The sequence below is a fragment of the Brevundimonas sp. genome (assembly GCF_041648615.1).
In the GTDB taxonomy this organism is placed as follows: domain Bacteria; phylum Pseudomonadota; class Alphaproteobacteria; order Caulobacterales; family Caulobacteraceae; genus Brevundimonas.
This window is the reverse complement of record NZ_JBAZOS010000008.1, coordinates 1-26,036: the sequence shown is the minus strand read 5'-3', so window position 1 is coordinate 26,036 and position 26,036 is coordinate 1. Positions and strand designations below refer to the sequence as shown.

Here is a 26,036-nt window from a genome sequence, read left to right as displayed (position 1 = left end):
GTTGAGCCGGAACGGCCTTCCATGCGTATCTTGGACCTTCTCCGTCCGAACCCAGGGATCGCATGACCCGCAGAGGCCTGTTCGCCCCCGCTCTCGGCCTGATCGCCGCGGCCTGCTCGCCTCTGGGCCTGCTGAACAATCTGGGGCCGCGCGACCGGGGCGTGCGGCGTGTGGCGCGCGGCGTCGCCTATGGCGACGACCCCCGGCAGACGATGGACGTCCATGCTCCGGTGGAGGCGGGCGACCGGCCGTGGCCGATGCTGGTCTTCTTCTACGGCGGCGGCTGGGACAGCGGCGAGGGTCGCCTGTACGCCTGGGCCGCGCAGGCGCTCGCGGCGCGCGGCTTCGTGGTGGCGACGCCCGACTACCGGCTGGTTCCCCAGGTTCATTTCCCGGCCTTCATCGAGGACGCCGCGGCGGCGACCGCCAAGGCCGGCGAGATCGCGGGCCGGCTTGGTGCGGACCCGGCGCGGCTGGGCGTCATCGGCCACTCCGCCGGGGCCCATCTTGCGATGATGATCGCCCTCGACCGGCGATACATGACCGGAGCCGGCGCGCCGGGCCTGATCAGGGCGGCGGCGGGTCTGGCGGGCCCCTACGACTTCCTGCCCTTCGATGTCCCGGCCTCGATCAACGCCTTCAGACGGGTTCCGGACCCGACCCTGACGCAGCCGGTGACCTTCGCCCGCGCCGACGCCCCGCCGCTCTGGCTGGGGCATGGGGTGGAGGATGTGGTGGTCCACGCCGAGGACACCACCATCCTGTGCGAGCGGATGAAGGCCGTCGGCGGCCAGTGCGAGGCCAGGCTCTATCCGGGGCTGAACCACGCCGACCTGATCGCGACCTTCTCGCCCCTGTTCCGTCGCAAGGCCCCGGTGCTGGACGATGTCACCGCCTTCCTGCACCGCGAACTGGGTTGAAGCTCCACCGTCTCGCCAAGGTCATCTTCTTCCGCTAGAGGAGGCCATGACAGAAACGATGACTCCACAGGCGGCGCTGGACCGCCTCGAAACCCTCTACAATCAATCCGTCTCCAACCTGCGCACCGCGGTGGGGACCTTCCTGCGGACCGGCGAACGCGCCGATCCCGAGGCCCGGGCCAGCGGGCTGTTCGCCTATCCCGAGCTCAGGGTCAGCTGGTATGGCGAACGGCCCGCCAATCTGGAGCAGCGCGCCTACGCCCGGCTCTCGCGGCCGGGGGCCTATGCGACGACCATCACCCGGCCGGACCTGTACCGCCCCTATCTGCTGGAACAGCTGACCCTGCTGGAGGCCGATTACGGCGCGACCTTCGACGTGCGCCCGTCGGAGCAGGAAATCCCCTTCCCCTATGTGATGGACGGCTCGGACGTCGCCCTGGACCGCAGCCAGACGGCCTCGGTCGCGCGCTATTTCCCGACCACGGACCTGGCCCACATCGGCGACGAAATCTCGGACGGGATGTTCGACCTGACCAGGGATTTCCCGCTGGCCCAGTTCGACGGGCTGCGGACCGATTTCTCGCTGGCCCGTCTGCGGCACTACACCGGCACGCCGGTGGAGGACGTCCAGAGCTACATCCTGTTCACCAACTACAACCGCTATGTCGACGAGTTCGTGCGCTGGGCCTGCGCCCAGCTTCAGGATCCCAACAGCGCCTATGAGAAGCTGGTCTGCGCCGGCGGGATCGAGATCACGCGCGACACGCCCAGCCCCGAGACGGCGGTCATGGACGCGGCCTGGAAGAAGCACCAGATGCCCGCCTATCACCTGACGGCGCCGGGCCATCGCGGCATCACCCTGGTCAACATCGGCGTCGGACCGTCGAACGCCAAGACCATCTGCGACCACCTGGCCGTGACCCGGCCGCACGCCTGGATGATGATCGGCCACTGCGGCGGCCTGCGTCCCAGCCAGAGCATCGGCGACTATGTGCTGGCCCACGCCTATCTGCGCGACGACCATGTGCTGGACGCGGTGCTGCCGCCGGACATCCCCATCCCGTCGATCGCCGAGGTCCAGCGGGCGCTGTACGACGCCGCCAAGATCGTCTCCGGCGCGCCCGGCGAAGAGGTCAAGCGGCGGCTGCGCACCGGCACGGTGGTGACCACCGACGACCGGAACTGGGAGCTGCGCTATTCCAAGTCGGCGCTGCGCTTCAACCAGAGCCGGGCCGTGGCCATCGACATGGAATCAGCCACGATCGCGGCCCAGGGGTATCGCTTCCGCGTGCCCTACGGGACGCTGCTGTGCGTCTCGGACAAGCCGCTGCACGGCGAGATCAAGCTGCCGGGGCAGGCCAACCGCTTCTACGAGGGCTCGATCTCCGAGCACCTGCAGATCGGCATTCACGCCATCGACCTGCTGCGCGCGGAAGGCAATCGCCTGCATTCGCGCAAACTGCGCGCCTTCGACGAACCGCCGTTCAGATAGTCAGTCGGGCTTTTTTGTCTTGTCCGAAAAAGCGTCCTCGACCTCGTCCTTCGTGATCCGTTTCGACGGATCGCCGGGCTGGTTGAGGTTCTGCTCTTCGGTGCCGTCGCCCATCATGCCGGGATGAGGGTCTTTTTTCGGGTCGTCGCTCATGGCGATCACTCCTTCGATGCCCTGACGTAATCCCGGGCGGGGCAGGTCGTTCCCGCTACGTCTTCAGCCGTTTCGCATTGGCGACGGCGGTCTTGTGGATCGGCCGCATGGCGTCGGCGTGGCCCTTCAGCAGTTCGGTGTTGAGGGTCAGCATCTGACCCGCCGCCCGACTCCACCAGCCGACGGCGTAGCTGTACTGGGCCTGCAGGGCCGCGGCCGGGGTCGAGGCGGAGGCGATCGACGCCGCCGCCTTCGACGCCAGGCCGGCTTCGGTCAGGGCGCTGGAGCCGACACGGCCGCTTATGTCGCCGAATGTCTTCGCCAGGGCCGAGGCCGAGGCGGACAGGGCCTCGACCTTTTCGGTGCTCATGAGCGAGATTTCCTTCAGGTCGACCTTGCGCGGATCGGCCATGCCCGCGGCCATGATCCCCATACGGGCGTTGATCACGTCGCCCGCCGCCTGCAGCATCTCGCCGCCGGACAGGGCGGTGTTTGCCGCGCGGGCGCCGTCGCGGGTCAGGCGGCGGCCGGTCTTGATGGCTTTGTCGAACTGGGTCATGCGCCGAGCCTTGGGCCCCAATCAGGTCGCGGGCAAGACCTCCGAGGCGAAGTCGGCCACGTCCTTCAACAGGGCCGGCGCGGCCGCGTCGATGATGGTCTGTCCCTTCTCGGGGCTGGCCTGGGCCGGGTCCGAGCCGATCCGGCCGTCGGGGAACCGCGCGCGATAGTCGAGCGCGTCGCGGATGGGGCCGCTGGGGGCGATCTGCGGGCTGTAATCGGCCACCTTGATGCGGTCCGGATAGGCGGCCTGGGTGACGGCGATCTCGGAGGGGGTGGCGTGCATGCCGTGGCCAGTCGGGAACATCCGGTTGCAGAGGCTGTGGACGCCCGGCAAATCCCACCAGTTTCTGAGCTTGAGCACGAAGGGCGGCTGCTCCTCGACGAACGACCATTCGGCGTAGATCTCGGCGAAGGTCGCCTCGATGGTGGCGACATTGCCGCCGTGGCCGTTGAGGAAGTAGATCCGCTCGAAGCCGTGGCGGCTCAGCGAGGACACCCAGTCGGTGATGGCGGCCATGAAGGTCGAGGGCCGCAGCGAGATGGTGCCGGCGAAGGCCAGGTGATGCTGGGCCATGCCGATGTTGAAGGTCGGGGCGACGACCAGGCGCTCGTCCTGCGCCTCGGCGGCCTGGGCGATGATCTCCGGGCACAGCCAGTCGGTGCCGAGCAGGCCGGTCGGGCCGTGCTGTTCATTGGAGCCGATGGGCACGACGACGGTCTTCGTCGTCTTCAGCCGCGCATCGATCTCGGGCCATGAGGAGAGATGGATCAGCATGGGTACGCTCCGGAACAGTCTCCGCGCGGTCTAGTCCGATTGGCGGACGAGGCCAACCGTCAGGCGGCGAAGGCGCGCAGGAAGCGGCGGGCGGCCTCGGCGGCGCGGACGCCCAGGTCGAAGGCCGGGTGGGGCACGCCGAGCACGCCGCGCAGATGGCCGTGGCCCAGCACCATGCCCGAGAACATCTCGGCCGCCGCGTCGGGATCGGGAATCCGCAGCAGCCCCTTGCCGTCCTGCTCCGCCAGCCAGGCGGACAGGCGGCGCAGGCCTTCGGCGGGCCCGGCCTGATAGATGGCCTGGGCCAGTTCCGGATCGCTGGGCGACATCAGGGCGACCCCGCGCATCGAGGCGCCGGCCTCCTTGCCGCACAGCTTTTCCAGCATGCCGGCGGCCATGGCGGTCAACACCGTTTCCGGATCGCCGCCGGTCCGCAGCGGCGTGCTGATGGCGTCGGAGCGACGGGCCGCCAGGGCGCGGCCGATCTCCACCTTGGACGGGAAGCGGTTGTACAGGGTCTGGCGCGAGACCCCGGCCCGGCGGGCGATGGCCTCCATCGAGGCGAGGGCGCCTTTTTCGGAGAACAGGGCGAGGGCCGCGTCCAGAATGGCCTCCGTCTTGGTCTCGTCGACCTGTCCGATGACCCGCGCCATCAGTGGGCGTCCACGGGCGGCGCGCCGGCGGCCGGCTTCGCGGGGCGGGAGAGCAGGGTGACGAAGGCGGCGAAGACGCAGCCCACCGCCAGCATGGCGAAGGCGTCGCCGAAGGCCAGGGTCGTCGCCTGTTTGTACAACATGCCGTAGAGCGCCTTCATCGCCGCCCCGGCCGGGTCGATCGAGCCGGCGAACCGTTCCTGCATTCCGGCCAGCATGCCCTGCATGCCGCCGCTGGTGACGGAAATGTTCTGGGTCAGCTCGCTCATGTGCGACGCCGTATTCTGCGTCAGGGAGGTGTTCAACAAGGCCAGGCCGAAGGCTCCGCCGACGTTGCGCGACAGGTTCACCAGGCCGGAGGCGTTCTTGACCATGTGCGGCGGCAGGGTCGACATGGTCACCTGCTGGGCCGCGATCATGGCCATCATGACGCCGGCCCCGCGCAGGGCCTGAACCCCGGCGAACTGCCAGAAGCCCCATTCGCTGGTCACGGCGTGGGCGTCCCACATGCCCCAGGCGCACAGCATGAAGCCGCCGAACATCAGGATGCGGGCGTCGACCTTGCGCACCAGCCGGCCCGCGAAGGGCGCGGTGGCGAACATGGCCAGACCCGACACCACCATGGTGGTCCCGACCTCGGCGGCCGAATATTCGCGCACCCGCGACAGGAACAGCGGCAGCAGGAAGGTGCCGCCGAACAGGGCCGCGCCGACGATGAAGGTCATCACCACCCCGACCATGAAGTTGCGGTTGGTGAAGGCGCGCAGCTCGACCACGGGGTTGCGGTAGGTCAGCGACCGCCAGATGAAGGCCGGGCCGGTGATGGCGGCCAGGACCGACAGCCACAGGATGTTGTCGTCCGAGAACCAGTCGTTCTTCGACCCTTCCTCGAGCACGAACTGGAGGCTCATCAGGAAGACGGCCATCAGGGCCAGGCCCCACCAGTCGAAGCCCTTGGTCAGGGATGGATCGCCCTTGTCGAAATTGGCGTAGCGGCCGACCAGGAACAGCACCAGCAGTCCGGGCGGAACGTTGATGAAGAACAGCCAGCGCCAGCTCAGCCACTCGGTCAGGTGGCCGCCGAGGGTGGGGCCGACGGTGGGCGCCAGGGTCACGATCAGCCCCATGACCACGCTGGCGGTGATGCGTTTCTCGGGCGGGAAGGCGGTGAAGGCGACGGCGAAGACGGTCGGGATCATGGCCCCGCCGACGAAGCCCTGAAGCGCCCGGAAGAAGATCATGGCGTCGATCGACGTCGACAGGCCCGTGGCCACGCTCATCAGCATGAAGCCGGCGCAGGAGACGAGGAAGACCTTCTGCGTTCCCCACAGGCGCGAGAGGTATCCCGACAGGGGGATCATCACGACCTCGGGGATCAGATAGGCGGTCTGGATCCAGCTGATCTCGTCGGCCGAGGCGCCGACCCCGGCCTGGATCTGCGGCAGGGACGAGGCCACGATCTGGATGTCGAGAATGGCCATGAACTGGCCGATCACCATCCCGGCGAAACCGAGCAGCAGGATGGTCCAGTTGATCTTCGGTTCGGCCGGAGGGGCCCCGGCGACCGCGGGGGCGGCGGCGGTCACTGGACCGCGACGCCCGTGTCGGCGGCGGCCGTGGCCATGGTCCCGGTCGCGGCCTGGGCGAAGCTGAGGCCGCCGCGGCTCTTCAGATCGACCTTGACCTCGACCGACAGGCCGGGCCGCAGGGCGGCGCCGGCGGTATGGTCGACGCGGATGCGCACGGGCAGCCGCTGGGTGATCTTGGTGAAGTTGCCGGTCGCGTTCTCGATCGGGATCAGGGCGAACTCGGATCCGGTGGCGGGCGAGAAGCTGTCGATATGGCCCGTCAGGCGTTCGCCCGGGAAGGCGTCGGCGGTGATCTCGACGGTCTGGCCGAGGCGCAGGCGGTCGACCTGGGTCTCCTTGAAGTTGGCGACCACATAGGCGTCGCCCAGCGGCACGATCGACAGGATCTGGCCGCCGGGGCGGACGTACTGGCCGACGCGGACGCCGCGGGCGCCGATCACGCCGCCGACAGGCGCGCGGATGACGGTGCGGTCCAGGGCGATGCGGGCCTGTTCGACCTGGGCGCGGGCCACGTCGACGGCGGCGACGCTCTGGCTGCGGGTCGAGCCCAGCACGCCGGCGGTGCGCTGTTCGGCGACCAGGGCGGCCTGGGCCTCGGCCACGGTGGCCTGGGCGGTGCGGGCGCCGGCCTGTTCCGTCTGGATTCGTTGTTGCGAGACCCAGCCCTGCTCGGCCAGCTTGCCGTAGCGGTCGACCTGCTGGCGGGCCAGATCGGCCTGGGCCTGGGCCTGGGCGACGCCGGCGGCGCGCGAGGCGATCAGGGCCTGCTCCTGGGCCGCGCGGGCGTCGACATTGCCGACGGCGGCGATCACCGAGGCCAGGTTGGCCTCGGCCTGGCTCAGGGCGGCGCGGGCGTTGGCGTCGTCGAGACGGATCAGGATCTGGCCCGGCGCGACGCGCTGGTTGTCGGCCACCAGCACCTCGACGACATAGCCGTCGATCTGGGGGCTGACCTCGGTGGTGTCGGCGGCGACGAAGGCGTTGTCGGTGGACACCCAGCGCTGCTTGCCCTGCCACCAGACGATCCCGCCGATGACGACGGCGACGGCGACGACGGCGCCCACGATCAGGGGCAGGCGCTTTTTCAGGGTGGGCGACAGGGGCATGGGGGGAATGCTCGGGAAGGGTGTCGGGGAGGACGACATAAAATGGACGATACTGTCCAAAAATCAATACCGCCTGTTCGGCGCCGCAACACGTCATGTTTCGCATTGTCCCCGCGCCGGACTTGACCCCGGCGGCCCTCCCGGCGACGACACCGCATGAAGCCCGTGAAGGCCCGAACGAAAGCCCTGCCCCGGCGCCCCGCCGTGATGACCGGCGCGGTCATCCCCGTGCTCGGCTGGCCGCCGGACGAGGATCGGGTCGAGGCCGTCTTCGAACGGCTGTCGACCGTGATGCCCGAGCCGAAGACCGAGCTGAATTTTTCCAGCCCCTATACCCTGGTGGTCGCCGTCGCCCTGTCGGCCCAGGCGACGGACGTCTCGGTCAACAAGGCGACCGAAAAACTGTTCAAGGTCGCCGACACGCCGGCGAAGATGCTGGCGCTCGGCGAGGCCGGGCTGGTCCCCTACATCGCCTCCATCGGCCTCTATCGCGGCAAGGCGCGCAACGTCATCGCCCTGAGCCGGATCATCCTTGAGCAGCACGGCGGCGAGGTCCCGTTGAACCGGGCCGGGCTTCAGGCCCTGCCCGGGGTGGGGCGCAAGACCGCCAGCGTGGTGCTGAACGAACTGGGGATCGAGGCCGCCATCGCGGTGGACACCCATGTGTTCCGCGTCTCGCACCGGCTGGGCCTGGCCAACGCCGCGACCCCCGACAAGGTCGAGGCCCAGCTGTTCCGCGTCGTGCCGGAACAATGGCTGCCCAAGGCCCACCACTGGCTGATCCTGCACGGCCGATACACCTGCACGGCGCGGCGCCCGAAATGCAGCGCCTGTCTGATCAGCGACCTGTGCCCGTCGAGGCCCGATTTGGTGGCGATGGGCGAGGCGGCCTGAGGAGGGGTAAGGTGAACGATCACGAGCTCGGATTTATTCAATTTCTCGCCGAACCCGGTCGGGGGCGGATGCGAACCCTTCTGGAACGGGGGGCGAAGCGGCGACCGGAGGTGCGCGCACTGCTTGACCACGCCATTGCGCTCGATCATCGCCACGCGACCCTTCTGGACGGAGCGGTCGCCTCGGCGCCGAACGTGGAAGCGCTGCTCCTTAGGTACGGGGCGCCCCCAACCTGTTTTGTCATCTCTTCCGACAAGCAGATGGATGGACGCGAAATGCCGCTGAGGGATGCATTGTCTGGCGTTGTCGGATCCGATTTCGGAACCTTCCTGTCCTGCATTCCCGGAAAGCTCGGCTACTTCGAGTACGAAGACCTCCGATCAGCTTACCTGCTTCGGAGATGAGGAATCAGCCGAGCCGGGCTCGCACCGCGTCCGCGAAATTCCGGCCGCCTTCCGGCGCCGAGCCCAGGTAGAAGTCGGGCTCGATCAGTTCGGCCTCCATCAGCAGCCAGCGGCCGTCGGCGTCGGGGGCCATGTCGATGCGGGCGTAGAGCAGGTCCTCATCGATGGCGGCCAGTGTCCGTTCCGCCAGGGCCAGGGCGCCCGCCGGCGGTTCGGCCAGCGCCGTGTAGCCGCCGCCGTACTGGACCTGGACCCTGAACTCGCCGGGAACCGGCCGCTTGTTGACGACGTGGCTGAGCCTGCCGCCGAAGAACAGCAGCGAGGTCTCGCCCTCCGTCTCGATGGTCGGCAGATAGGGCTGGATCATCGCCGGACCCGCGGGCGCATCCGTCAGCCGGTCGCCGCGCGACAGCCTGAGAGTCTTCCACGCCCCGCCCGAGACGCGCGGCTTGACCACCAGCCGGTCCGTCCCGAAGCGGTTGAAGGCTGCGTCGACGTCGGCCTGTCCGGGATTGTCGATCCAGACCGTGTCCGGGATGGCGATCCCCTGATCGGCCAGCCGTCCCAGATAGCGCTTGTCCGAATTCCAGCCCAGCACCGACGGCGGGTTCAGCATCCGCACCCCGGCCGCCGCCCAGGTCGCGCAGGCCTGCATCCAGCGGCCGTGGTCCCGGTGATAGCCCCAGACGATCAGCGGCAGGACCAGCGGATAGCCGGTCAGGCCGGAAGCGTCGTCGACGTGCCCGGTCCATGGCGTCGGCGCCACGGTCACGTCGGCGAGCGACAGGGCCTGAGCGAGCCGTTCCAGCACGCCGGGCCACTGACCGGCGTAGGAGGGATCGGACGGATCAGGGGTGAGGACGGCGACTTCGGTCATGACCGCGTCTTAGCGAACCGACGGCAAATGCATAAGGCTTTCCTTATGGGTTTTTGGATGACGCGGGGTCGGTCCTCGGCTATGGGCCGCCCATGACCCAGATTCCCGCCTCCTATGATGTCTGCGCCGTCGGCAATGCGATCGTCGACGTCCTCGCCCCCTGCGAGCCCGCCTTCCTGACGGCCCAGGGCCTGACCGCCGGTTCGATGCAGCTGGTCGACGCGCGACAGAGCGCCGACCTCTACGCCGCCATGGCCGCGGGCGTGGAAGCCTCGGGCGGCTCGGCCGGCAACACGGTCGCGGGCGTCGGTTCGTTCGGCGGTCGCGCCGCCTATATCGGCAAGGTCGCGGACGACACCTTGGGCGGCGTCTTCACCCACGATATCCGCGCCGCCGGCGTCGCCTTCGAGACGCCGCCGCTGAAGGACGGGGCGGAGAAGGGCCTGGCCACCGGCGTGTGCATGATCAATGTCACGCCGGACGGCCAGCGCACCATGTGCACCTTCCTCGGCGCCGCCAACCAGCTCGCCGTCGCGGACATCGACGCGGACCTGATCGGCGCCTCGGCCATCGTCTATCTGGAAGGCTATCTGTTCGATCCGGCCCCGGCCCGCGCCGCCTTCGAGGCCGCCGCCGCCGCCGCCCACGCCGCCGGGCGCAAGGTCGCCATCACCCTGTCCGACACCTTCGTCGTCGCCCGCTGGCGCACCGAGCTGCTGGCCTTCATCGAGGCCTCGGCCGACATCGTCCTGGCCAATGAGGGCGAGCTCCACGCCCTGTTCGAGACCGAGGATTTCGACCAGGCCGCCGCCCATCTGGGCCGGATCGTCGAGATCGCCGCCGTCACCCGCGGGGCCGCCGGCTCGGTGGTCTTCGGCGAGGGCGGGGCCGAGCGCGTCGAGGTCGCGGCCGTGCCGGTCGCCAAGGTCGTCGACACCACGGGCGCCGGCGACCAGTACGCGGCGGGCTTCCTGCTGGGGCTGGCGCGCGGCCTGTCGCTGGAAGACGCCGGCAAGCTGGGCTCGCTGGCCGCCGCCGAGGTCATCGCCCACTGGGGGCCGCGGCCGATGACGTCGCTGGAGTCACTGGCGAAAGACGCCGGTCTGCGGCTCAACCCCGCCTGATCGTCACATACAGGGCGCCGTCGCCGCCGTGATGGCGGGCGGCGGAGGCGAACCCTGACACCACGCCGCGTAATGCGGCGCCCTGCAGCCATTCATGCACCGAGGCCCGGATCACGCCGGTCCCGCCGCGCCGACCCTGTCCGGTGATGACCAGCACCGAGCGACAGCCGCGGGCCTGTGCTCCGATCAGAAAAGCCGTGAGGGCGTCCTGGGCCTGGAAACGGCCGAAACCGTGCAGGTCGATGCGCGCCTCGATCGGATCCCGCTCGCGCGACAGGCGGCGCTGACGGCGCGGCTCCAGCGCCTCGGGCAGGCCGCGCGGGCGCTCGTGAGCGACGGGCGGCGTGTATGACGGCGGCGCTCCACGCCCTTTCGGCGCCGTCTTCGGATGCGGGGCGGCGGGCGGATCGACGATGGCGGCGCCGGGAATGACGCGGGCGGCCTTCTTCGGCTTCGCGGGCGTGACCGAGCCGGCGACGCGGGCCCAGATGCGGCGGTCGTCGGGGCTCAGGTCGTCGCGGCGGCTCATGTCGCGCCGGGGGCGGTCCCGTCGGCGTCCTCGTCGGAGCCCGGATCCTGGGGCCCCGGCGTCTGAACCAGCAGATCGCCCGGCTGGCAGTTCAGTTCGCGGCACAGGGCGTCCAGCGTCGAGAACCGGATGGCGCGGGCCTTGCCGGTCTTCAGGATCGACAGGTTCGCCAGGGTCACGCCGACGCGGTCGGCCAGCTCGGTCAGCGACATGCGCCGCTCGAGGAGAATGCGATCAAGCTGGACGCGAATGGCCATGGCGGGGCTCTAGCGGACCTTTTTCAGATTGTCAGTTCGGATTCGCGGCGCAGGCGGGCGCCTTCGCGGAACACCTCGGCCAGGACGAAAACGACCAGGACGGAAAAGGCGGGGGTGACGAGGTCGAACAGGGAGGGGGGATCCATCTCGCCGCGCGCCAGACGCGCCACCAGGGTCTGGCCGATCCAGGCGCCGCCGGTGACCACGCTCAGGGTCAGGCCGATCTGCTTCAGCCGGCTGACATTGGTGGGATGGAACGGATCGCCGGTCGCCAGGGTGCTGAAGATGCGGCGCAACTGCCTCAGGATCAGGGCGAACCCGCCGAAATAGCCGGCGAAGGCCCCGAAGCCGAACAGGATGTAGGTGCGGGAAACGGGAATCTGGGTGCCGCCCGATTCATCACTGAAAATCAGGCCGGTGGGTCCCATGGGAATGAACAGGGTGACGACGAAAGCCGCTACCACGATCAACGTCAACAGGATCATCAGCCAGTAGGCGACGCCGAGAGCCGCGTTCAGCAGCTGTGACATCGAGCGGGCGCGCAGGCCGGGCACCGCCGGTACACGAATCCCGAGTTTCCTCGTCTTCGGGAAGCGCATGCAGGGGCCTCGTTTCAGGCCGGGGGTCGGGGCGAGGATGCCGCGCGGGGTCCGGCGAACCCACACGCGGGCTTATTCATCGCGATTGTCATGCCGATCGTCAAAGCTCCGGTGAGACATTCTGTTTGGTCAGGCGCCGTTGGGGCGACCCGGGACCGGATCGGCTGAATCAGAGGGCCTGGATCAGAGTGGCGACCAGGGCGGTCGGCAGGGCGGCGAGCAGCATGGCGTTCAGGACGCCGTGGCCGACCTTTTCGATGAAGTAGGAAGCGTTCATGGTGTTCATGGTCTTTCTCCGTAGTTCCTGAGTGAGGGATGTTTTCACCCCTCGTTCGTTGATCCGCTGCATCGATCTTGCCGGTTTCGGCTTGTTCGGGGAACGTCGCGGCGTCCGTTCTTGAAGACATAGATAGGACGTGCGTTGTAGGAAGTCATGTTACATATCGTTTAACGATATTAAACTTTGGCAATGGATTGTTGCGGAGCGCGTGATCGGGATGAAACTCAGGCTTATCAAGGGGATGCGTCTCGTCGTGGCGACCCATAATCCCGGCAAGGCGGTCGAGATCCACGCCCTTCTGGACGGACATTACGCGGTGGTCACGGCGGCCAGCCTGAATCTTCCGGAACCGGAGGAGACCGAGAGCACATTCGCGGGCAACGCCCTGCTGAAGGCGCGCCACGCGGCGGACCGGTCGGGCGAGGTGGCGCTGGCGGACGACTCCGGTTTGTCGGTGGCGGCGCTGGACGGGGCGCCGGGCATATTTTCCGCCCGCTGGGCCGGGCCGGACAAGGATTTCGCCTTTGCCATGCGCCGGGTGGAAGAAAGACTCGAGGAGATCGGTTCGGATGATCGCCGCGCCTGGTTCACCTCGGCCCTCGCGGTGGCCTGGCCGGACGGCCCGGCGGTGGTGGTCGAGGGGCGGGTCGACGGCCTGCTGACCTTCCCGCCGCGCGGCGACCGGGGCTTCGGCTATGACCCCATCTTCATTCCGGAAGGCTACGACCAGACCTTCGGCGAACTGGACCCGGCGCTGAAGGATTCCATCAGCCACCGCGCCCGGGCGTTCGCGAAGCTGAAGGCGGCGCTGATTGACTGAGCCTGTTCCCGACCCTGGAACCGACGTCGCCCTCTACGTCCACTGGCCGTACTGCGCGCGCATCTGCCCCTATTGCGACTTCAACGTCGTGCGCGACCGGGGGCGGACGGCGGAGCAGGCCGGACTGGTCCGCGCCATACTGCTGGACCTCGAGGCGCAGGCGGCCCTGACCGGTCCGCGCCGGCTGGCGTCGATCTTCTTCGGCGGCGGCACCCCCTCGCTGATGGCGGCCGAGGCCGTGGGCGCGGTGATCGACCGGGCGCGGTCCCTGTTCGAACCGCGCGGGCCGATCGAGATCACCCTCGAGGCCAATCCCACCGACGCCGAGGCCGACCGGTTCGCCGCCCTCGCCGACGCGGGCGTCAACCGCCTGTCCATGGGGGTGCAGGCGCTGGACGACGCGGCCCTGGCCTTCCTCGGGCGCAATCATTCGGCGGCCGAGGCCCGGCGCGCCGTCGCCGTCGCCGGCCGCGCCTTCGACCGGCTGTCCATCGACCTTATCTACGCCCGGCCGGGCCAGACCGTCGGCGGATGGACGGCGGAGCTGAGCGAGGCGCTGGACATGGGGTTCGAGCACGTCTCGCCCTATCAGCTGACCATCGAGCCCGCGACCGCCTTCGGCCGCGCCGTCGCCCGTCAGGCCTGGACGCCCCCGGACGAGGATCTGTCGGCCGCCCTCTATGAGACCACCCAGACCGTACTCGAGCGCGCCGGGTTCGAGGCCTATGAGGTGTCCAACCACGCGCGCGGCGTCGCAGCGCGGTCGTCGCACAATCTGCACGTCTGGCGGGGCGGGGATTATCTGGGCGTGGGCCCCGGGGCGCATGGACGGCTGACGCTCGGCGGAGCGCGGACGGCGACGGTCGCGCACCGGGGGATCGGCGCCTATGTCGCCGGGGTTGCGGCGTCGGAGCCGTGGAGTGAGCGGGAGACGCAGTCGGGCCGGGATGCGGCGGAAGAGAAGGTGCTGCTCGGCCTGCGGACGGTCGAGGGCGCGGCGCTGGCCGATCTGGCGACGCTGGAACTGGCGGCGGGGACAGGGCCGCTTTCCGCTCTGCTGGCCGATGGTTTCCTGGCCGTCCGGGCCGACAGGGTCGTCGCCACGAGGGCAGGCCGACCCGTGCTCGACGGCGTTCTGAGGGCGCTGCTGACATAGGCCTGTGGCCGTTCGGCGCGATCCCGAGGCCGTCGCACGTCCGAATCTGACGTAGCCGCATGGTTCACTGCCGGAATCGGGAGGCCAGTCTTTGACAATCGGGTGCAACACAGAAATCGGAGCCGCACGATGCGCACGATGCGCACGGTGTGAACGGTGTTTTCGGCCGTCCGTCATCTCCGTTCGTCGCCGCGCCCTTGAGCGGCGACGCCCCGGCTGGCACGGTCCCGCCGATGCCAGAGTCCTCCCCTGATCCTTCGCCGTTTCCGCCGACCGCCCCGCCGCGCCGCACCGTGGCGTCGGGCCTCTATCTGGTGGCGACGCCGATCGGGAACCTGCGCGACATGACGCTGCGGGCGCTCGACGTGCTGGCCGCCGCCGATCTGGTCCTGGCCGAGGACACGCGGGTGACCGCCAAACTGCTGTCGGCCTATGGGTTGAAGGTCCGGCTGGAGCGCTGCGATGACCACGCCTCGGCCCGCGCCGCCGACCTGGCCATCGAGCGGTTGCGCGAGGGGGCGGTGGTGGCCCTGGTGTCCGACGCCGGCACGCCGCTGGTCAGCGATCCCGGCTTCGTCGTCGCGCGCGCGGTGATCGCCGAGGGACTGCCGGTGCATCCGATCCCGGGTCCGTCCAGCCTGCTGGCGGCGCTGTGCATCGCAGGCCTGCCCGCCGACAGGGTGTTGTTCGCCGGCTTCCTGCCGCCGAAGTCCGGCGCGCGCCGAACCATGCTGGAAGAGGTGCGGACCGCGCGCCAGACCCTGGTCTTCTTCGAAAGCGGGCCCCGCCTGGCCGACAGCCTGGCCGACATGGCCGCCGTGCTGGGACCTCGCCCCGCCGCCGTCGCCCGTGAACTGACCAAGCTGTACGAGGAGTGCGTCCGGGGTTCGCTGGCCGAACTGGCCGTCGACCCCCGCTGCCAATCCCCCAAGGGTGAAATCGTGGTGGTCGTCGGTCCCGGCGACATCGAGGTCGCTTCCGACGCCGACGCCGACGCGGCCCTGGCCGAGGCCATGACCCGTCTTCCGCCCGGCGAGGCGGCCGCCGAGGTGTCGCGGGCGCTGAACCTGCCGCGCAAGCCGCTCTACAAGCGGGCGCTGGAGATGCAGGGTCGGTGAAGTCTCCGAAGCCCGCGACCCGGCTCAAGGCGCCGAAGGCCGCGCGCATCAAGCGGGACTGGCGGGTCGGGCTGGGGGCGAAATCCCACCGCGCCGGGCACGGCTCGGAGTGGCTGGCGGCGGCGCTGTTGATGGCCGAGGGCTATCAGATCCTCGGCTTCCGGCTGAAGACGCGCGCCGGAGAGATCGACATCCTCGCGCGGCGGGGGCGGACCCTGGCGGTGGTCGAGGTCAAACGGCGCGCGACGATGGAAGGCGCCCTGACCGCCCTGGCGCCGGATCAGTTCGATCGCCTGCTGGCGGCGGGTCGGGCGGTGTTGCGCCAAAGACCCAGCCTGGCCGGTCATGTGTTGCGAATCGACATGGTGGCGCTGGCTCCCGGACGGTTTCCGCGCCATCGTCGCGGCGTTGACGCCTTCGGGAGGGGCGGCGCATGACCCGCGACGACGCGATCGCCGTGCTGACCGAGGCCGGACAGGCAGACGACGACGCCTTTCCGCTGCTTGAGGCTGCCATCGCCTGCGCCATTCACGACTATCCGTTCCGCGATCCCGAACCCGTTCGGACACTGGCCAACCACGCCGCCGACCGGCTGGCCGAACGCATCGGCGGCGAAAGTCCCGATGACGCCCTGACCGAAACCATGGCGGTCGACCTGCGCCTGAACGGCGACCTGCTGCACTATGACTCCGCCGCCAACACCGACGTCATCGACGTGGCCGAACGTCGGCGTGGCCTGTCGGTGGCGCTGAGTGTCTTCTATCTCGACGCCGCGCGGCGGGCGGGACTGAAGGCGCAGGGCGTCGACTTCCCCGGCCATTTCCTGCTCCGGGTCGAGACGCCCGAGGGGCCGGTGGCGCTGGATCCATTCAGCCAGGGCCGGCTGGTCCTGCCTTCGGAGCTGACGCGCCGGGCCCTGCGCGCGGGCCTGACTCCGCATGTGGCCGACCGTCTGGACGTGCTGATGGCCCCGGTCAGCGACCGACAGGCCCTGATCCGGATGCAGAACGTCCTGTTCAGTCGCGCCATCCACGCCCAGGATTTCGAAGGGGCCGAACGGTCCGCCCTGCGCCGCGCCTTGCTGGACCCCGAGGACCACCGCCCGTGGCTGGATGTGGCCGCCGCGCGCGAGAAGCAGGGCGCCCTGGCCGGCGCGCTCGAAGCCCTCTCGCAGGCCCGGACCCTGGACGATCCGATGGAGATCACGCGCCGCATGTCGGTCGACCGGGTGAGGCTTCAGCTTAATTAGGCCGGCCTGCCGCCCTTCGGGCGGCTTGAGACCGGACGAGGCTTGCGCCGCCCCGCCCGGCTGCCCATTAGCCATGGCTGACGTTTGGAAGGACAGGGCATGTTGAGAGTCGCGATCCAGATGGACCCCATAGAGGCGGTCAATATCGAGTCCGACACGACCTGGCTGATGATGACCACGGCGCAGGACCGGGGCCACGCGCAGTGGGTCTATGACTTCCGCACCCTGGCCCTGGAGGACGGGAAGCTGTTCTGCCGCGCCCGGCCCGTAACCCTGCGTCAGACCGAAGGCGACCATGTCTCGTTCGGCGAAGAGGTGAAGCTGGACCTCGGCGAGGATGTCGACGTCATCCTGATGCGGCAGGATCCGCCGTTCGACATGGCCTATGTGACGGCCACCTACCTGCTGGAGACGGTGCATCCGAAGACCCTGGTGGTGAACGATCCCGCCGAGGTCCGCAGCGCGCCCGAAAAGCTGCTGGTGACGCAGTTTCCCGGCCTGACGCCCCCGACGCTGGTCTCGTCCGACCCCGTGGCCCTCGTCGATTTCCATGAGCGGCACGGCGACGTGGTGCTCAAGCCCCTGCACGGCGCGGCGGGGTCGGGCGTGGTCAAGCTCAAGGCCGGCGACCCCAATCTCGAGGCCCTGATCGAGATCCACATGACCGGCAGCCGCGATCCGCTGGTGATCCAGAAATTCATCCCCGCGGTGTCGAAGGGCGACAAGCGCATCATCCTGATCGACGGCGAGCCGGTCGGAGCCATCAACCGGATTCCGGCTTCCGGACAGGTACGCTCGAACCTGCGCGTCGGCGGTACGGCCGCCCCGGTCGAACTGACCGCCCGCGACCGCGAGATCTGCGCCGCCATAGGGCCGACGTTGAAGGCGCGGGGCCTGCTGTTCGTCGGCATCGACGTGATCGGCGACTACCTGACCGAGATCAACGTCACCTCGCCGACGGGAGCCCAGCAGCTGAAGCGCTTCACCGGCGTGGATGCGGCCGCCCTGATGTGGGACGCGATCGAGCGCAAACGCGCCGCCTGATCCCAATGCAGGGTTGCGGTCCGGCGTAAATCTGGATTGCATTTCATCCGGGTTCGTGTTTCGTTCCCTGCCGGCAGCGGGAGGGGCGCGGTGGCGGCTCGGGTGGTGACGGTCGCGTTCGAAGGCGTCGAGGCGCGGCGCGTCGACGTCGAGGTGCAACTGGTCGGCAATGACGGGCCGATCGTCTTCGCCATCGTCGGCCTGCCCGACAAGGCCGTGGCCGAGAGCCGCGAGCGGGTGCGCGGCGCCTTCGCCGGCATCGGCCTGGCCCTGCCGCCGCGGCGCATCATCGCCAATCTGGCGCCGGCCGACCTGCCCAAGGAGGGCAGCCATTTCGACCTGCCCATCGCCCTCGCCCTGCTGGCGGCCATGGGGGTGATCACGCCCGACGCCCTCGACGGCTGGGCCGCCGTCGGCGAACTGAATCTGGACGGCCAGATCGCGCCGGTGGGCGGAACCCTGCCGGCGGCGGTCGCGGCCTCGGCCATGGGGCTGGGCCTCATCTGTCCCGAGGCCAACGGGCCCGAGGCGGCCTGGGCCGGCGACGTCAACATTCTGGCGCCGCGTTCGCTGATCGGTCTGGTCAATCATTTCAAGGGGACCCAGGTGCTCCGCGCGCCCGAGCCGGGTCCGGTGCGGATGGGGGCGGCGGTCCCCGACCTGCGCGAGGTCAAGGGCCAGGAGAGCGCCAAGCGCGCGCTGGAGATCGCTGCGGCCGGCGGGCACAACCTGTTGTTCGTCGGTCCGCCGGGCTCGGGCAAGTCGATGATGGCGGCCCGCCTGCCGGGCCTGCTGCCGCCCCTGACGCCGCAGGAGCTGCTGGAAACCTCGATGGTCTGGTCGGTGGCGGGGCTGATCGAGCGCGGGGCCCTGACCCGCGCCCGGCCGTTCCGCGCGCCGCATCATTCGGCGTCCATGGCGGCCCTCACCGGCGGCGGGCTGAAGGCCAAGCCGGGCGAGGCCTCCCTGGCCCACAACGGCGTGCTTTTTCTCGACGAGCTGCCGGAATATTCGGCCCAGGCCCTGGACTCGCTGCGCGCGCCGCTGGAGACGGGCGAGATCGTGGTGGCGCGGGCCAACGCCCATGTCCGCTATCCCGCCCGCTTCCAACTGGTGGCCGCCATGAACCCCTGCCGGTGCGGCGTCGGAGGCGGCGGCAAGGGCGCGTGCGGCAAGGCCCCGCGCTGTCAGCGCGACTATCAGAACCGCATCTCGGGCCCGATGTTCGACCGTATTGACCTGACCGTCGAGACGCCGCCCGTCACGGCCTCGGACATGGCCCTGCCGCCCCCGGCCGAGGGCACGGCCGAGGCCGCGGCCCGCGTCGCCGCCGCCCGCGCCATGCAGGAGGAGCGGCTGCGCGCCGCCGGGATCGATCCGGCCGTCGCCCGCGACCAGGCCGTCAACGCCCGCGCCTCGGGTGAGACCCTGGACCGGTTCGCCACGCCGGACGCGCCGGGCCGCGCCCTGCTGATGCGGGCCGGAGAGGCGGGCGGACTGACGGCGCGGGGCTGGACCCGCACCCTGCGGCTGGCGCGCACCATCGCCGACCTCGACGGCTGCGACGGCGTGCTGCGGCGGCACATCGCCGAGGCCCTCGTCTACCGGCGCTCGACCGTGGGGGCGCAGGGCGATTTCGAACGTCAGACCTCGCATCACGCAGACGTGCCTGTTTTCTGAAGGACTTTTGAGCGGGCGTTAATACCTGGGGCCGCATGTTTCCCGCACAGTGTGAGGGACGCGAGGCCAGAATGGCGCGACGTGGGAAGACGACCGAACCGGCAGACCTGAAACCCGCCAGGGGGGAGGCGCCCGAACAGCAGTTCCTGCGTCTGATGAGCCATGAGATGCGCACGCCCCTGAACGGCGTCATCGGCATGTTGGGCCTGCTGCAACGCACACGGCTGGACGGGGCGCAGCGCGCCTACGCCGAGGCCGCCCGTTCCTCGGCCGAACATCTGCTGGGTCTGGTCAACGACCTGCTGGACTACGCCCGGCTTGAGGCCGGCAAGCTGGAATTCGACGCCGCCCCGGTCGATCTGGAAGGCCTGGTGCGGGGCGTCGCCGAATTGCTGAGCCCCCGGGCTCACGACAAGGGTCTGGAGATCGTCTGGTCGGTCGCCCCCGATGCGGTCGACATCATCGGCGACGAGGGCCGGCTGCGGCAGGTGTTGTTCAACCTGGCCGGCAATGCGGTGAAATTCACCGAGACCGGCGGGGTCAGGATCACGGTCGAGCGGGTCGGCGGCGCGGCCAACCGGCCCCGGCTGGCCTTCATCATCGACGACACCGGTCCCGGCGTTCCGGCCGAGGCGCGCAAACGCATCTTCGAGGAGTTCGGCCACGTCGACGCCTCGGACGCCAGCCGCTTCGGCGGCGCCGGCCTGGGGCTGGCGGTGGTGTCCAAACTCGCTTCGGCCATGAAGGGCGTGGTCACGGTCGGCGACCGGCCCGACGGGGCGGGCGCCCGATTCCGCTTCGAGGCCGCCTTCCCGCTCGCCAAGGGCGCGGCCGACCGCGGCCGACCGCTCGCGGGCTGCACCGTCAATGTCATCAGCCCCGACCCCTTCGTTCGCGCCGGGGCCATCGCCCAGATCGAGGCGTCCGGCGGACGCCCGGGCCCCGCGGGCGAGGTCGTCCTGATCGACCACGCTGCCCGCGCGGCGGGCTCGGGACTGGCCGCCCGCCCGGCCCAGGGGCGCGGCATCATCCTGCTGAAGCCGTCGGAACGCGATCTGATCGCCCGCTACAAGGGCGCCGGGTTCCACGGCTATCTGATCAAGCCGCTGCGCCGCGCCTCGGTGGCCGAACGGGTGCTGGCCGCGGCCGGCGGCCGGTCCACGCTGCAGCCCGGCCTGCCGCCGCCGCCGCCGCCCGAGGACGATCGCGTGGCCACGACCCGGTTCTCGGGCACGCGGGTGCTGCTGGTCGAGGACAATCCGGTCGGGGCCCTGCTGGCCGCGACCCTGCTGCGGCGCGAGGGCTGCGCCGTCGAGACGGCGGCCAGCGGCCATGAGGCCGTCGCCGCCATGAAGCGGGCCCGCTACGACCTGGTCTTCATGGACATGCGCATGCCGGGCATGGACGGGCCCAGCGCGGCCCGGGCCATCCGCGCCGGCGGCGACCGGACGCCGATCGTGGCCCTGACCGCCCACGCCTTCGCCGAGGATCGCCGCACCTGCCTCGAGGCCGGGATGGACGATCATCTGGTCAAGCCGCTGGAACTGGAAAGTCTGCGCGCCTCTCTGGCCCGCTGGACGAACCGCGCGGAGCGCGCCAAGGTCGCCGTCGCATAAGGGACGCTCGGGGGCGTCCGGAGAGACGCGCCCATGACCGACCCGACCACGACCGACGCGCCGGCCGTCGCGGCCACCGACATCGCGCCGAAGGGTCTGGGCGTGCTCAAGGCCGCCTTCCGCGACCGGCGCACCCTGGCCATGCTTCTGTTGGGCTTCTCCGCGGGCCTGCCCTTCACCATGCTGATCGGCACGCTGAACGCATGGCTGTCGGACGCCGGGGTGGCGATCTCGACCATCGGCATCCTGTCGTGGATCGGACTGTTCGGGGCGTTCAAATTCCTCTGGTCGCCCGTCGTGGGTCTGGTTCCGCCCGTGATCGGCAAACGGCTCGGCCGGCGCCGTAGCTGGATGATCGGCTGTCAGCTGATCATTGGCGGGGCCCTGATCGTCATCGCCGTGTCGAGTCCCGAAGGCGGCACGCTCGGTCTGCTGGCCAGCGCGGCCGCTCTGGGGGCCTTCGCCTCCGCGACACAGGACATCGTCATCGACACCTGGCGGATCGAGGTGGCGGGGCCGGGCGCGCCGATTGACCTGCTGTCGACCATCTACCAGTTCGGATTCCGCACCGCGGCGCTGGTCGGAGGCGCCGGCGCCCTTGTCCTGGCGGACATCGCGGGCTGGCCGGCCACCTTCGCGGTCGGCGGCGTGCTGATGGGGCTGGGACTGCTGGGCGCGGCCATCGCCCCCGAGCCCGCGCCGGCCCCGCCGCAGGCGATCGCGAAGGAGCGGCTCGGTTCGCCGCGCCTGAGGCTGTTCGCCCTCGTCGCGACCCTGGCGGCCTGGGTCTGGGCCGCCTTCATGCTGGTCAACTTCATGGTCACGGCCCTGACCACGACCCCGGCGCCCAGCGCGGGGGAGTTCACCGGGACCTGGGGTCCGTGGATCATCGGCGCCGCCGTCCTGCTGCCTTGCGCGCTCGCCGGCTTCGTCGTCTGGCGCGGTCGGGTGGCGGTTCCGGCCCCGGGCGACCGGCCGATCCTGACCATGCTGTATGACGCCATCATCGCCCCCCTCGTCGAGCTGATGGGGCGGCTGGGCTGGGGCGCGCTGATCGTTCTGGGCCTGATCCTGACCTATCGCATCACCGACGGGGTCTGGGGTCCGTTCGCCTTTCCCTTCTACATGGGCGACACCGGCGGGGCGCTTGGGCACACCAAGACCGAGGTGGCGCTGGCGTCGAAGACCTTTGGCGTCGTCATGACCATCGTCGGCATCGGCCTGGGAGGCTGGGCGCTGCTGGTCATCGGGCGGATGGCGTCCCTGCTGATCGGCGCCGTCCTCGCCGCCGCGACCAACCTGCTGTTCGCCGACCTCGCCATGGGCGCGCCGGTGATCGGCGGCTTCATGAGCGCGACCGGGCTGTATGGCCTGTTCGGGGCGTTCGGGCTCGGCGAGCCGATGGCGCGTCTGATGCTGGCCATCGCCGGCGAGAATATCGCGGGCGGTTTCGCCGGCGCGGCCTTCGTCGCCTATCTGTCGGCGCTGTCCAGCAAGATGTTCGGCGCGGTGCAGTTCGCGGTGTTCACCTCCCTCGCGCTGTTGATTGGCACCTTCGGTCGCGGGGCGTTGGGCGAGATGATCGAGAAACAGGGCTTTGCCCCCGTATTCGTCTTCGCGGCGGCCCTCGGCGGGATCACCGTCGTCTTCTGCATACTGGAATGGGTGCGGTTGGCGGCGGAGAAGCGGAAGCTCGAAGCCTCCGCCTGATCCCTCAACTCTCGACCACCGCCCCTTCGTCATAGGCGGCGAAGGTGGCGGCGGTGATGATCTCGGAGACCGAGGCGCCGAGGCTGACGATCTGGACCGACTTCTCGAGGCCGACCAGAAGGGGGCCGATCACGGTCGCCCCGCCCAGCTGCTGGACCAGCTTGGTTGAGATGGCGGCCGAATGGATGGCCGGCATGACCAGGACGTTGGCGTGGCCGGTCAGGCGCATGAAGGGGTAGGCGGCGCGGGCCTCGGGATCGAGGGCCAGCTCGGGCGGCATTTCGCCCTCGTATTCGAAATCGACGCCCTTGGAATCGAGGATGCGGATGGCCTCGCGCACCTTTTCGGCCCGGTCGCCCGGAGGGTTGCCGAAGGTCGAATAGCTGAGGAAGGCGACGCGCGGGGTCTTGCCCAGCTTGCGGACGGTGGCGGCGGCCTGGATGGCGATCTCGGCCAGTTCCTCCGCGTTCGGAAGTTCGTGGATCGAGGTGTCGGCGACGAACAGGGTGCGGCCCTTGGCGAGCAGGATTGACAGGCCGATCATCCGCTCCTTGACGTCGAGGACGCGCCGGACCTCTTTCAGCACCATGTTGAAATTGCGGGTCACGCCGGTGACCATGGCGTCGGCCTGGCCGCGGGCGACCATGGCGGCGCCGAAATAGTTGCGGTCCTGATTGATCATCCGCTGGACGTCGCGCTTCAGATAGCCGCGACGCTGCAGGCGGGCGTAGAGCCAGTCGGTGTAGTCGACATTGTGCTCGCTGACCCGGGCGTTGACGATCTCCATGCCCATCTCCTCGAAATTGAGACCGGCCTCGGCGGCGTTCTTGCGGATCAGCTCCTCGCGGCCCAGCAGGATGGGGGTGCCCAGCTCGGCCTGTTTGAAGCCCCAGGCGGCGCGGATGACGGCGGTCTCCTCGCCCTCGGCGAACACGACCCGCTTGTTGGGGGCGGCGCGCACGGCGCCGGAGATGTTCTGCATCAGGGCCGCGGACGGATCGAGCCGCGAGCGCAGCTGGGTCCGGTAGGCGTCCATGTCCTCGATGGGCTTGCGGGCCACGCCGGTGTCCATCGCCGCCTGGGCGACGAAGGGCGGGATGTACCAGATCAGGCGCGGGTCGAAGGGCGTGGGGATGATGTAGTCGCGGCCGAATTTGAGCTTGCGGCCGCGATAGGCGGCGGCGACCTCGTCCGGCACGTCCTCGCGGGCCAGGGCCGCCAGGGCGCGGGCGCAGGCGATCTTCATCTCGTGGTTCACCTGCCGCGCGCGCACGTCGAGGGCCCCGCGGAAGATGTAGGGGAAGCCGAGGACATTGTTGACCTGGTTGACATAGTCGGACCGGCCGGTGGCCATGATGGCGTCGGAGCGGACGGACAGCACGTCTTCCGGGGTGATCTCCGGGTCCGGATTGGCCATGGCGAAAATGATCGGATCGGGCGCCATCGAGGCGACCATTTCCCTGGTGATCGCGCCCTTGGCGGAGAGGCCGAGCACCACATCGGCGCCGACCATGGCCTCGGCCAGGGTGCGCAGCGGGGTGTCGACGGCATGGGCGGCCTGCCACTGGGAGACGTTGTCGCGGCCGTGATAGATGACGCCCTGACGATCGCAGATGATGGTGTTTTCCAGCCTGACGCCCGCGGCCTTCATCAGGGCGATCGAGCTCAGGCCCGCGGCGCCGGCGCCCGACAGGACGACCCGGATATCCTCCAGCCGCTTGCCGGCGATATGGGCGGCGTTGATCAGGGCCGCGGTCGAGATGATGGCGGTGCCGTGCTGGTCGTCGTGGAAGACCGGGATGTCCAGCAGGTCCTGCAGCTGGCTTTCGATGACGAAACATTCGGGGGACTTGATGTCCTCCAGATTGATGCCGCCCCAGGTGTCGCCGATGTTCTTGACCACGGTGACGAATTCGTCCGGGTCGGTGGTCTTGACCTCGACGTCGAAGCTGTCGACGTCGGCGAAGCGTTTGAAGAGGACGCATTTGCCCTCCATCACCGGCTTGGACGCCATATGGCCGAGGTTGCCGAGGCCGAGGATGGCCGTGCCGTTGGAGATGACGGCGACCAGATTGCCCTTGGAGGTGTAGTCGTAGGCCTTGTCGACATCGTCGGCGATGGCCAGGACCGGAATGGCGACGCCGGGCGAATAGGCCAGCGACAGGTCGCGCTGGGTCGCCATCGGCTTGGTCGGCGCCATGGAGATCTTGCCCGGGGTCGGGCTGCGGTGGAACTCCAGGGCGTCTTCGTCGGAGAAGGTCTGTTTGTCTGTCAGGTCGGCCATGGACTGTTCCTAGAGCGGGGGACGGGTCGGGACAACCGTTGTGGGGTGTTGGGCCCGTGCGTTCTCCCTCCCCTTCATGGGGAGGGATGTCGGCGCGAAGCGACGACAGGGTGGGGTATGTCGAAGAGGATGCCGTGCGGGGGTTCCCCACCCGTCCGCTTCGCGGCCACCCTCCCCACGAGGGGGAGGGAGAGACAGCAGGCGTGCGTCATCGTCTCGCCGGCGTCGCCGCCGGAAAGGGTGGGGAGGTCGCGGAGCGCGGGCGGCTTGGCCCGGAACCGGAATGTGGCCCCCTGCTTTCGCGTTACGGGGACCGTGATGTGTTTTCGGCGTCGCCGCCTGCGCTCCGCGTGATCGCGGCTTCCGAGCGCTTCGGGGCGGGCATCCCATGGCCAATCGGGGCTTGCCAATTTTCGGCCCCCGATCTCTCGCCATTTAGGCCCTTTCGAAACTAAGCCCGGGCGGGCAGGAGCGGCCAGGCTCCTGGGCTCCTCCGTTTCAACCCGGAGGACAGTCCCTGCGCGCGCCGGAAGGGGGAGCAACCCGTCCTCCAGCGCGGCCGGTTCCGCCGCGCACCCCCCGAAGGCGACGCGCGACGTCCCGCAACGATCACACCCGCCGCACGTGATTGGCCCTGGCGCCAGACGCCCTCCCCCGCGACGGGATGAGGGAATGATAAGGCCGTGGGGAGCGGCGCCAGGAATATAGTTTGGGAAAAGCGGAAGCTGTTGATGCGGCGGGATATTGTCTCGCCAACCCGACTATAGATTCGCGGAGTAGCGTCACGGATAACAGGGCGTCTTCGCGCCGTGACGGAGGGGTCTGTCCGCGCGCGCGGCCCGTCGTCGGATCGCATGCGATCCGCCTCCGCCCCCTCCACCGCTTCGCGGTCCCCCTCCTCGCGGAGCGGGGAGGAGACGGGAGCCGCCGTCGCCGCCGCCGCGCTTCACACGCGAAGCGCGCCCGTGCGTTCGACCACCACGGGACCCGTCATGAGGACGTGGTCCGTGGCCTCGTCCCAGTTGATGTCCAGCTCGCCGCCGTCGACCTCCACCGTCGCCGCGCGCCCGGTCAGGCCGCGGCGGGCCGCGGCGACGAGGGCGGCGCAGGCGCCGGTGCCGCAGGCCCGGGTCAGGCCCGCGCCGC

General features: G+C 69.7%; 25 protein-coding genes and 1 pseudogene. 14 read left to right on the top strand and 12 right to left on the bottom strand.

The window, feature by feature from the left end; all coding sequences use genetic code 11:
• Positions 1 to 62 precede the first annotated feature (62 nt).
• The gene (locus tag WC555_RS05275) at positions 63 to 920 is read left to right on the top strand and encodes an alpha/beta hydrolase (RefSeq protein WP_373251813.1); all 858 of its coding nucleotides are present in this window, start codon (positions 63 to 65) and stop codon (positions 918 to 920) included.
• Between the two features lie 46 nt (positions 921 to 966).
• Positions 967 to 2,412, top strand: a complete 1,446-nt coding sequence (locus tag WC555_RS05270) for an AMP nucleosidase (RefSeq protein ID WP_373251812.1) — start codon at positions 967 to 969, stop codon at positions 2,410 to 2,412.
• On the opposite strand, the gene WC555_RS05265 is transcribed toward WC555_RS05270, so the two are convergent.
• Genes WC555_RS05265 through WC555_RS05240 form a run of 6 tightly spaced genes read right to left on the bottom strand, consistent with a single transcriptional unit; the run spans position 2,413 to position 7,249 of the window.
• A complete protein-coding gene (locus tag WC555_RS05265) occupies positions 2,413 to 2,565 on the bottom strand; it encodes a hypothetical protein (protein ID WP_373251809.1) in 153 nt (50 codons plus the stop codon).
• 55 nt (positions 2,566 to 2,620) lie between these two features.
• Positions 2,621 to 3,124 carry a phasin gene (locus WC555_RS05260; RefSeq protein ID WP_373251807.1) on the bottom strand — a complete coding sequence of 168 codons (504 nt, stop codon included), beginning with the start codon at positions 3,122 to 3,124 and terminating at the stop codon, positions 2,621 to 2,623.
• Positions 3,125 to 3,145: 21 nt separating this feature from the next.
• Positions 3,146 to 3,901: a creatininase family protein gene (locus WC555_RS05255; protein ID WP_373251805.1), complete on the bottom strand. Its 756-nt coding sequence runs from the start codon at positions 3,899 to 3,901 to the stop codon at positions 3,146 to 3,148.
• Positions 3,902 to 3,960: 59 nt separating this feature from the next.
• Positions 3,961 to 4,554 (bottom strand): TetR/AcrR family transcriptional regulator, encoded by a 594-nt coding sequence (locus tag WC555_RS05250; RefSeq protein WP_373251803.1) that lies wholly within the window; start codon positions 4,552 to 4,554, stop codon positions 3,961 to 3,963.
• A complete protein-coding gene (locus WC555_RS05245; protein WP_373251802.1) occupies positions 4,554 to 6,140 on the bottom strand; it encodes a DHA2 family efflux MFS transporter permease subunit in 1,587 nt (528 codons plus the stop codon). The genes WC555_RS05250 and WC555_RS05245 overlap by 1 nt, the downstream gene beginning before the upstream one ends.
• Positions 6,137 to 7,249, bottom strand: coding sequence for an HlyD family secretion protein (locus WC555_RS05240; protein ID WP_373251800.1), 1,113 nt, complete (start codon positions 7,247 to 7,249; stop codon positions 6,137 to 6,139). Before WC555_RS05240 ends, WC555_RS05245 begins: the two co-directional genes overlap by 4 nt.
• Before the next feature lie 156 nt (positions 7,250 to 7,405).
• On the opposite strand from WC555_RS05240, the gene nth reads away from it, so the two are divergent.
• Both nth and WC555_RS05230 read left to right on the top strand, forming a co-directional pair.
• Positions 7,406 to 8,143 (top strand): endonuclease III, encoded by a 738-nt coding sequence (gene nth, locus WC555_RS05235; protein ID WP_373251799.1) that lies wholly within the window; start codon positions 7,406 to 7,408, stop codon positions 8,141 to 8,143.
• Positions 8,144 to 8,154: 11 nt separating this feature from the next.
• Positions 8,155 to 8,547: a hypothetical protein gene (locus tag WC555_RS05230; RefSeq protein WP_373251796.1), complete on the top strand. Its 393-nt coding sequence runs from the start codon at positions 8,155 to 8,157 to the stop codon at positions 8,545 to 8,547.
• A 4-nt stretch (positions 8,548 to 8,551) separates the two neighbouring features.
• Here the strand turns inward: WC555_RS05230 and WC555_RS05225 are convergent, their stop codons facing one another.
• On the bottom strand, positions 8,552 to 9,424 hold the full coding sequence (locus tag WC555_RS05225; protein ID WP_373251795.1) for a RimK family alpha-L-glutamate ligase: 873 nt from the start codon (positions 9,422 to 9,424) through the stop codon (positions 8,552 to 8,554).
• A gap of 92 nt (positions 9,425 to 9,516) precedes the next feature.
• Here WC555_RS05225 and WC555_RS05220 point away from each other — a divergent pair, with 92 nt between their 5' ends.
• Complete coding sequence (locus WC555_RS05220; protein ID WP_373251793.1) at positions 9,517 to 10,548, top strand: adenosine kinase; 1,032 nt, start codon at positions 9,517 to 9,519, stop codon at positions 10,546 to 10,548.
• Here WC555_RS05220 and WC555_RS05215 read toward each other — a convergent pair.
• Genes WC555_RS05215 through WC555_RS05205 form a run of 3 tightly spaced genes read right to left on the bottom strand, consistent with a single transcriptional unit; the run spans position 10,535 to position 11,933 of the window.
• Positions 10,535 to 11,077: a Smr/MutS family protein gene (locus WC555_RS05215; protein ID WP_373251791.1), complete on the bottom strand. Its 543-nt coding sequence runs from the start codon at positions 11,075 to 11,077 to the stop codon at positions 10,535 to 10,537. The genes WC555_RS05220 and WC555_RS05215 overlap by 14 nt on opposite strands.
• Positions 11,074 to 11,334, bottom strand: coding sequence for a helix-turn-helix domain-containing protein (locus tag WC555_RS05210; RefSeq protein WP_373251789.1), 261 nt, complete (start codon positions 11,332 to 11,334; stop codon positions 11,074 to 11,076). The genes WC555_RS05215 and WC555_RS05210 overlap by 4 nt, the downstream gene beginning before the upstream one ends.
• A 23-nt stretch (positions 11,335 to 11,357) precedes the next feature.
• Positions 11,358 to 11,933 carry a DUF2975 domain-containing protein gene (locus tag WC555_RS05205; protein ID WP_373251788.1) on the bottom strand — a complete coding sequence of 192 codons (576 nt, stop codon included), beginning with the start codon at positions 11,931 to 11,933 and terminating at the stop codon, positions 11,358 to 11,360.
• Between the two features lie 497 nt (positions 11,934 to 12,430).
• On the opposite strand from WC555_RS05205, the gene rdgB reads away from it, so the two are divergent.
• The 9 genes from rdgB (at position 12,431) to WC555_RS05160 (ending at position 22,606) form a co-directional block, all read left to right on the top strand.
• Positions 12,431 to 13,033 carry an RdgB/HAM1 family non-canonical purine NTP pyrophosphatase gene (rdgB, locus tag WC555_RS05200; RefSeq protein WP_373251787.1) on the top strand — a complete coding sequence of 201 codons (603 nt, stop codon included), beginning with the start codon at positions 12,431 to 12,433 and terminating at the stop codon, positions 13,031 to 13,033.
• Positions 13,026 to 14,189, top strand: coding sequence for a radical SAM family heme chaperone HemW (gene hemW / locus WC555_RS05195; protein ID WP_373251785.1), 1,164 nt, complete (start codon positions 13,026 to 13,028; stop codon positions 14,187 to 14,189). Before rdgB ends, hemW begins: the two co-directional genes overlap by 8 nt.
• 233 nt (positions 14,190 to 14,422) lie before the next feature.
• On the top strand, positions 14,423 to 15,307 hold the full coding sequence (rsmI, locus tag WC555_RS05190; RefSeq protein WP_373251784.1) for a 16S rRNA (cytidine(1402)-2'-O)-methyltransferase: 885 nt from the start codon (positions 14,423 to 14,425) through the stop codon (positions 15,305 to 15,307).
• Between the two features lie 47 nt (positions 15,308 to 15,354).
• Positions 15,355 to 15,744 (top strand): YraN family protein, encoded by a 390-nt coding sequence (locus tag WC555_RS05185; RefSeq protein WP_373251917.1) that lies wholly within the window; start codon positions 15,355 to 15,357, stop codon positions 15,742 to 15,744.
• A complete protein-coding gene (locus WC555_RS05180) occupies positions 15,741 to 16,556 on the top strand; it encodes a SirB1 family protein (protein ID WP_373251782.1) in 816 nt (271 codons plus the stop codon). Before WC555_RS05185 ends, WC555_RS05180 begins: the two co-directional genes overlap by 4 nt.
• A gap of 99 nt (positions 16,557 to 16,655) precedes the next feature.
• On the top strand, positions 16,656 to 17,600 hold the full coding sequence (gshB, locus tag WC555_RS05175; protein WP_373251779.1) for a glutathione synthase: 945 nt from the start codon (positions 16,656 to 16,658) through the stop codon (positions 17,598 to 17,600).
• A gap of 90 nt (positions 17,601 to 17,690) precedes the next feature.
• The gene (locus WC555_RS05170) at positions 17,691 to 19,280 is read left to right on the top strand and encodes a YifB family Mg chelatase-like AAA ATPase (protein WP_373251777.1); all 1,590 of its coding nucleotides are present in this window, start codon (positions 17,691 to 17,693) and stop codon (positions 19,278 to 19,280) included.
• A gap of 71 nt (positions 19,281 to 19,351) precedes the next feature.
• The gene (locus WC555_RS05165) at positions 19,352 to 20,896 is read left to right on the top strand and encodes a response regulator (RefSeq protein ID WP_373251775.1); all 1,545 of its coding nucleotides are present in this window, start codon (positions 19,352 to 19,354) and stop codon (positions 20,894 to 20,896) included.
• 33 nt (positions 20,897 to 20,929) lie between these two features.
• A complete protein-coding gene (locus tag WC555_RS05160) occupies positions 20,930 to 22,606 on the top strand; it encodes an MFS transporter (RefSeq protein WP_373251773.1) in 1,677 nt (558 codons plus the stop codon).
• A gap of 4 nt (positions 22,607 to 22,610) precedes the next feature.
• On the opposite strand, the gene WC555_RS05155 is transcribed toward WC555_RS05160, so the two are convergent.
• A complete protein-coding gene (locus tag WC555_RS05155; protein WP_373251772.1) occupies positions 22,611 to 24,890 on the bottom strand; it encodes an NADP-dependent malic enzyme in 2,280 nt (759 codons plus the stop codon).
• Positions 24,891 to 25,836: 946 nt separating this feature from the next.
• A pseudogene (locus WC555_RS05150) lies at positions 25,837 to 26,036 on the bottom strand (diaminopimelate epimerase); the annotation flags it as partial.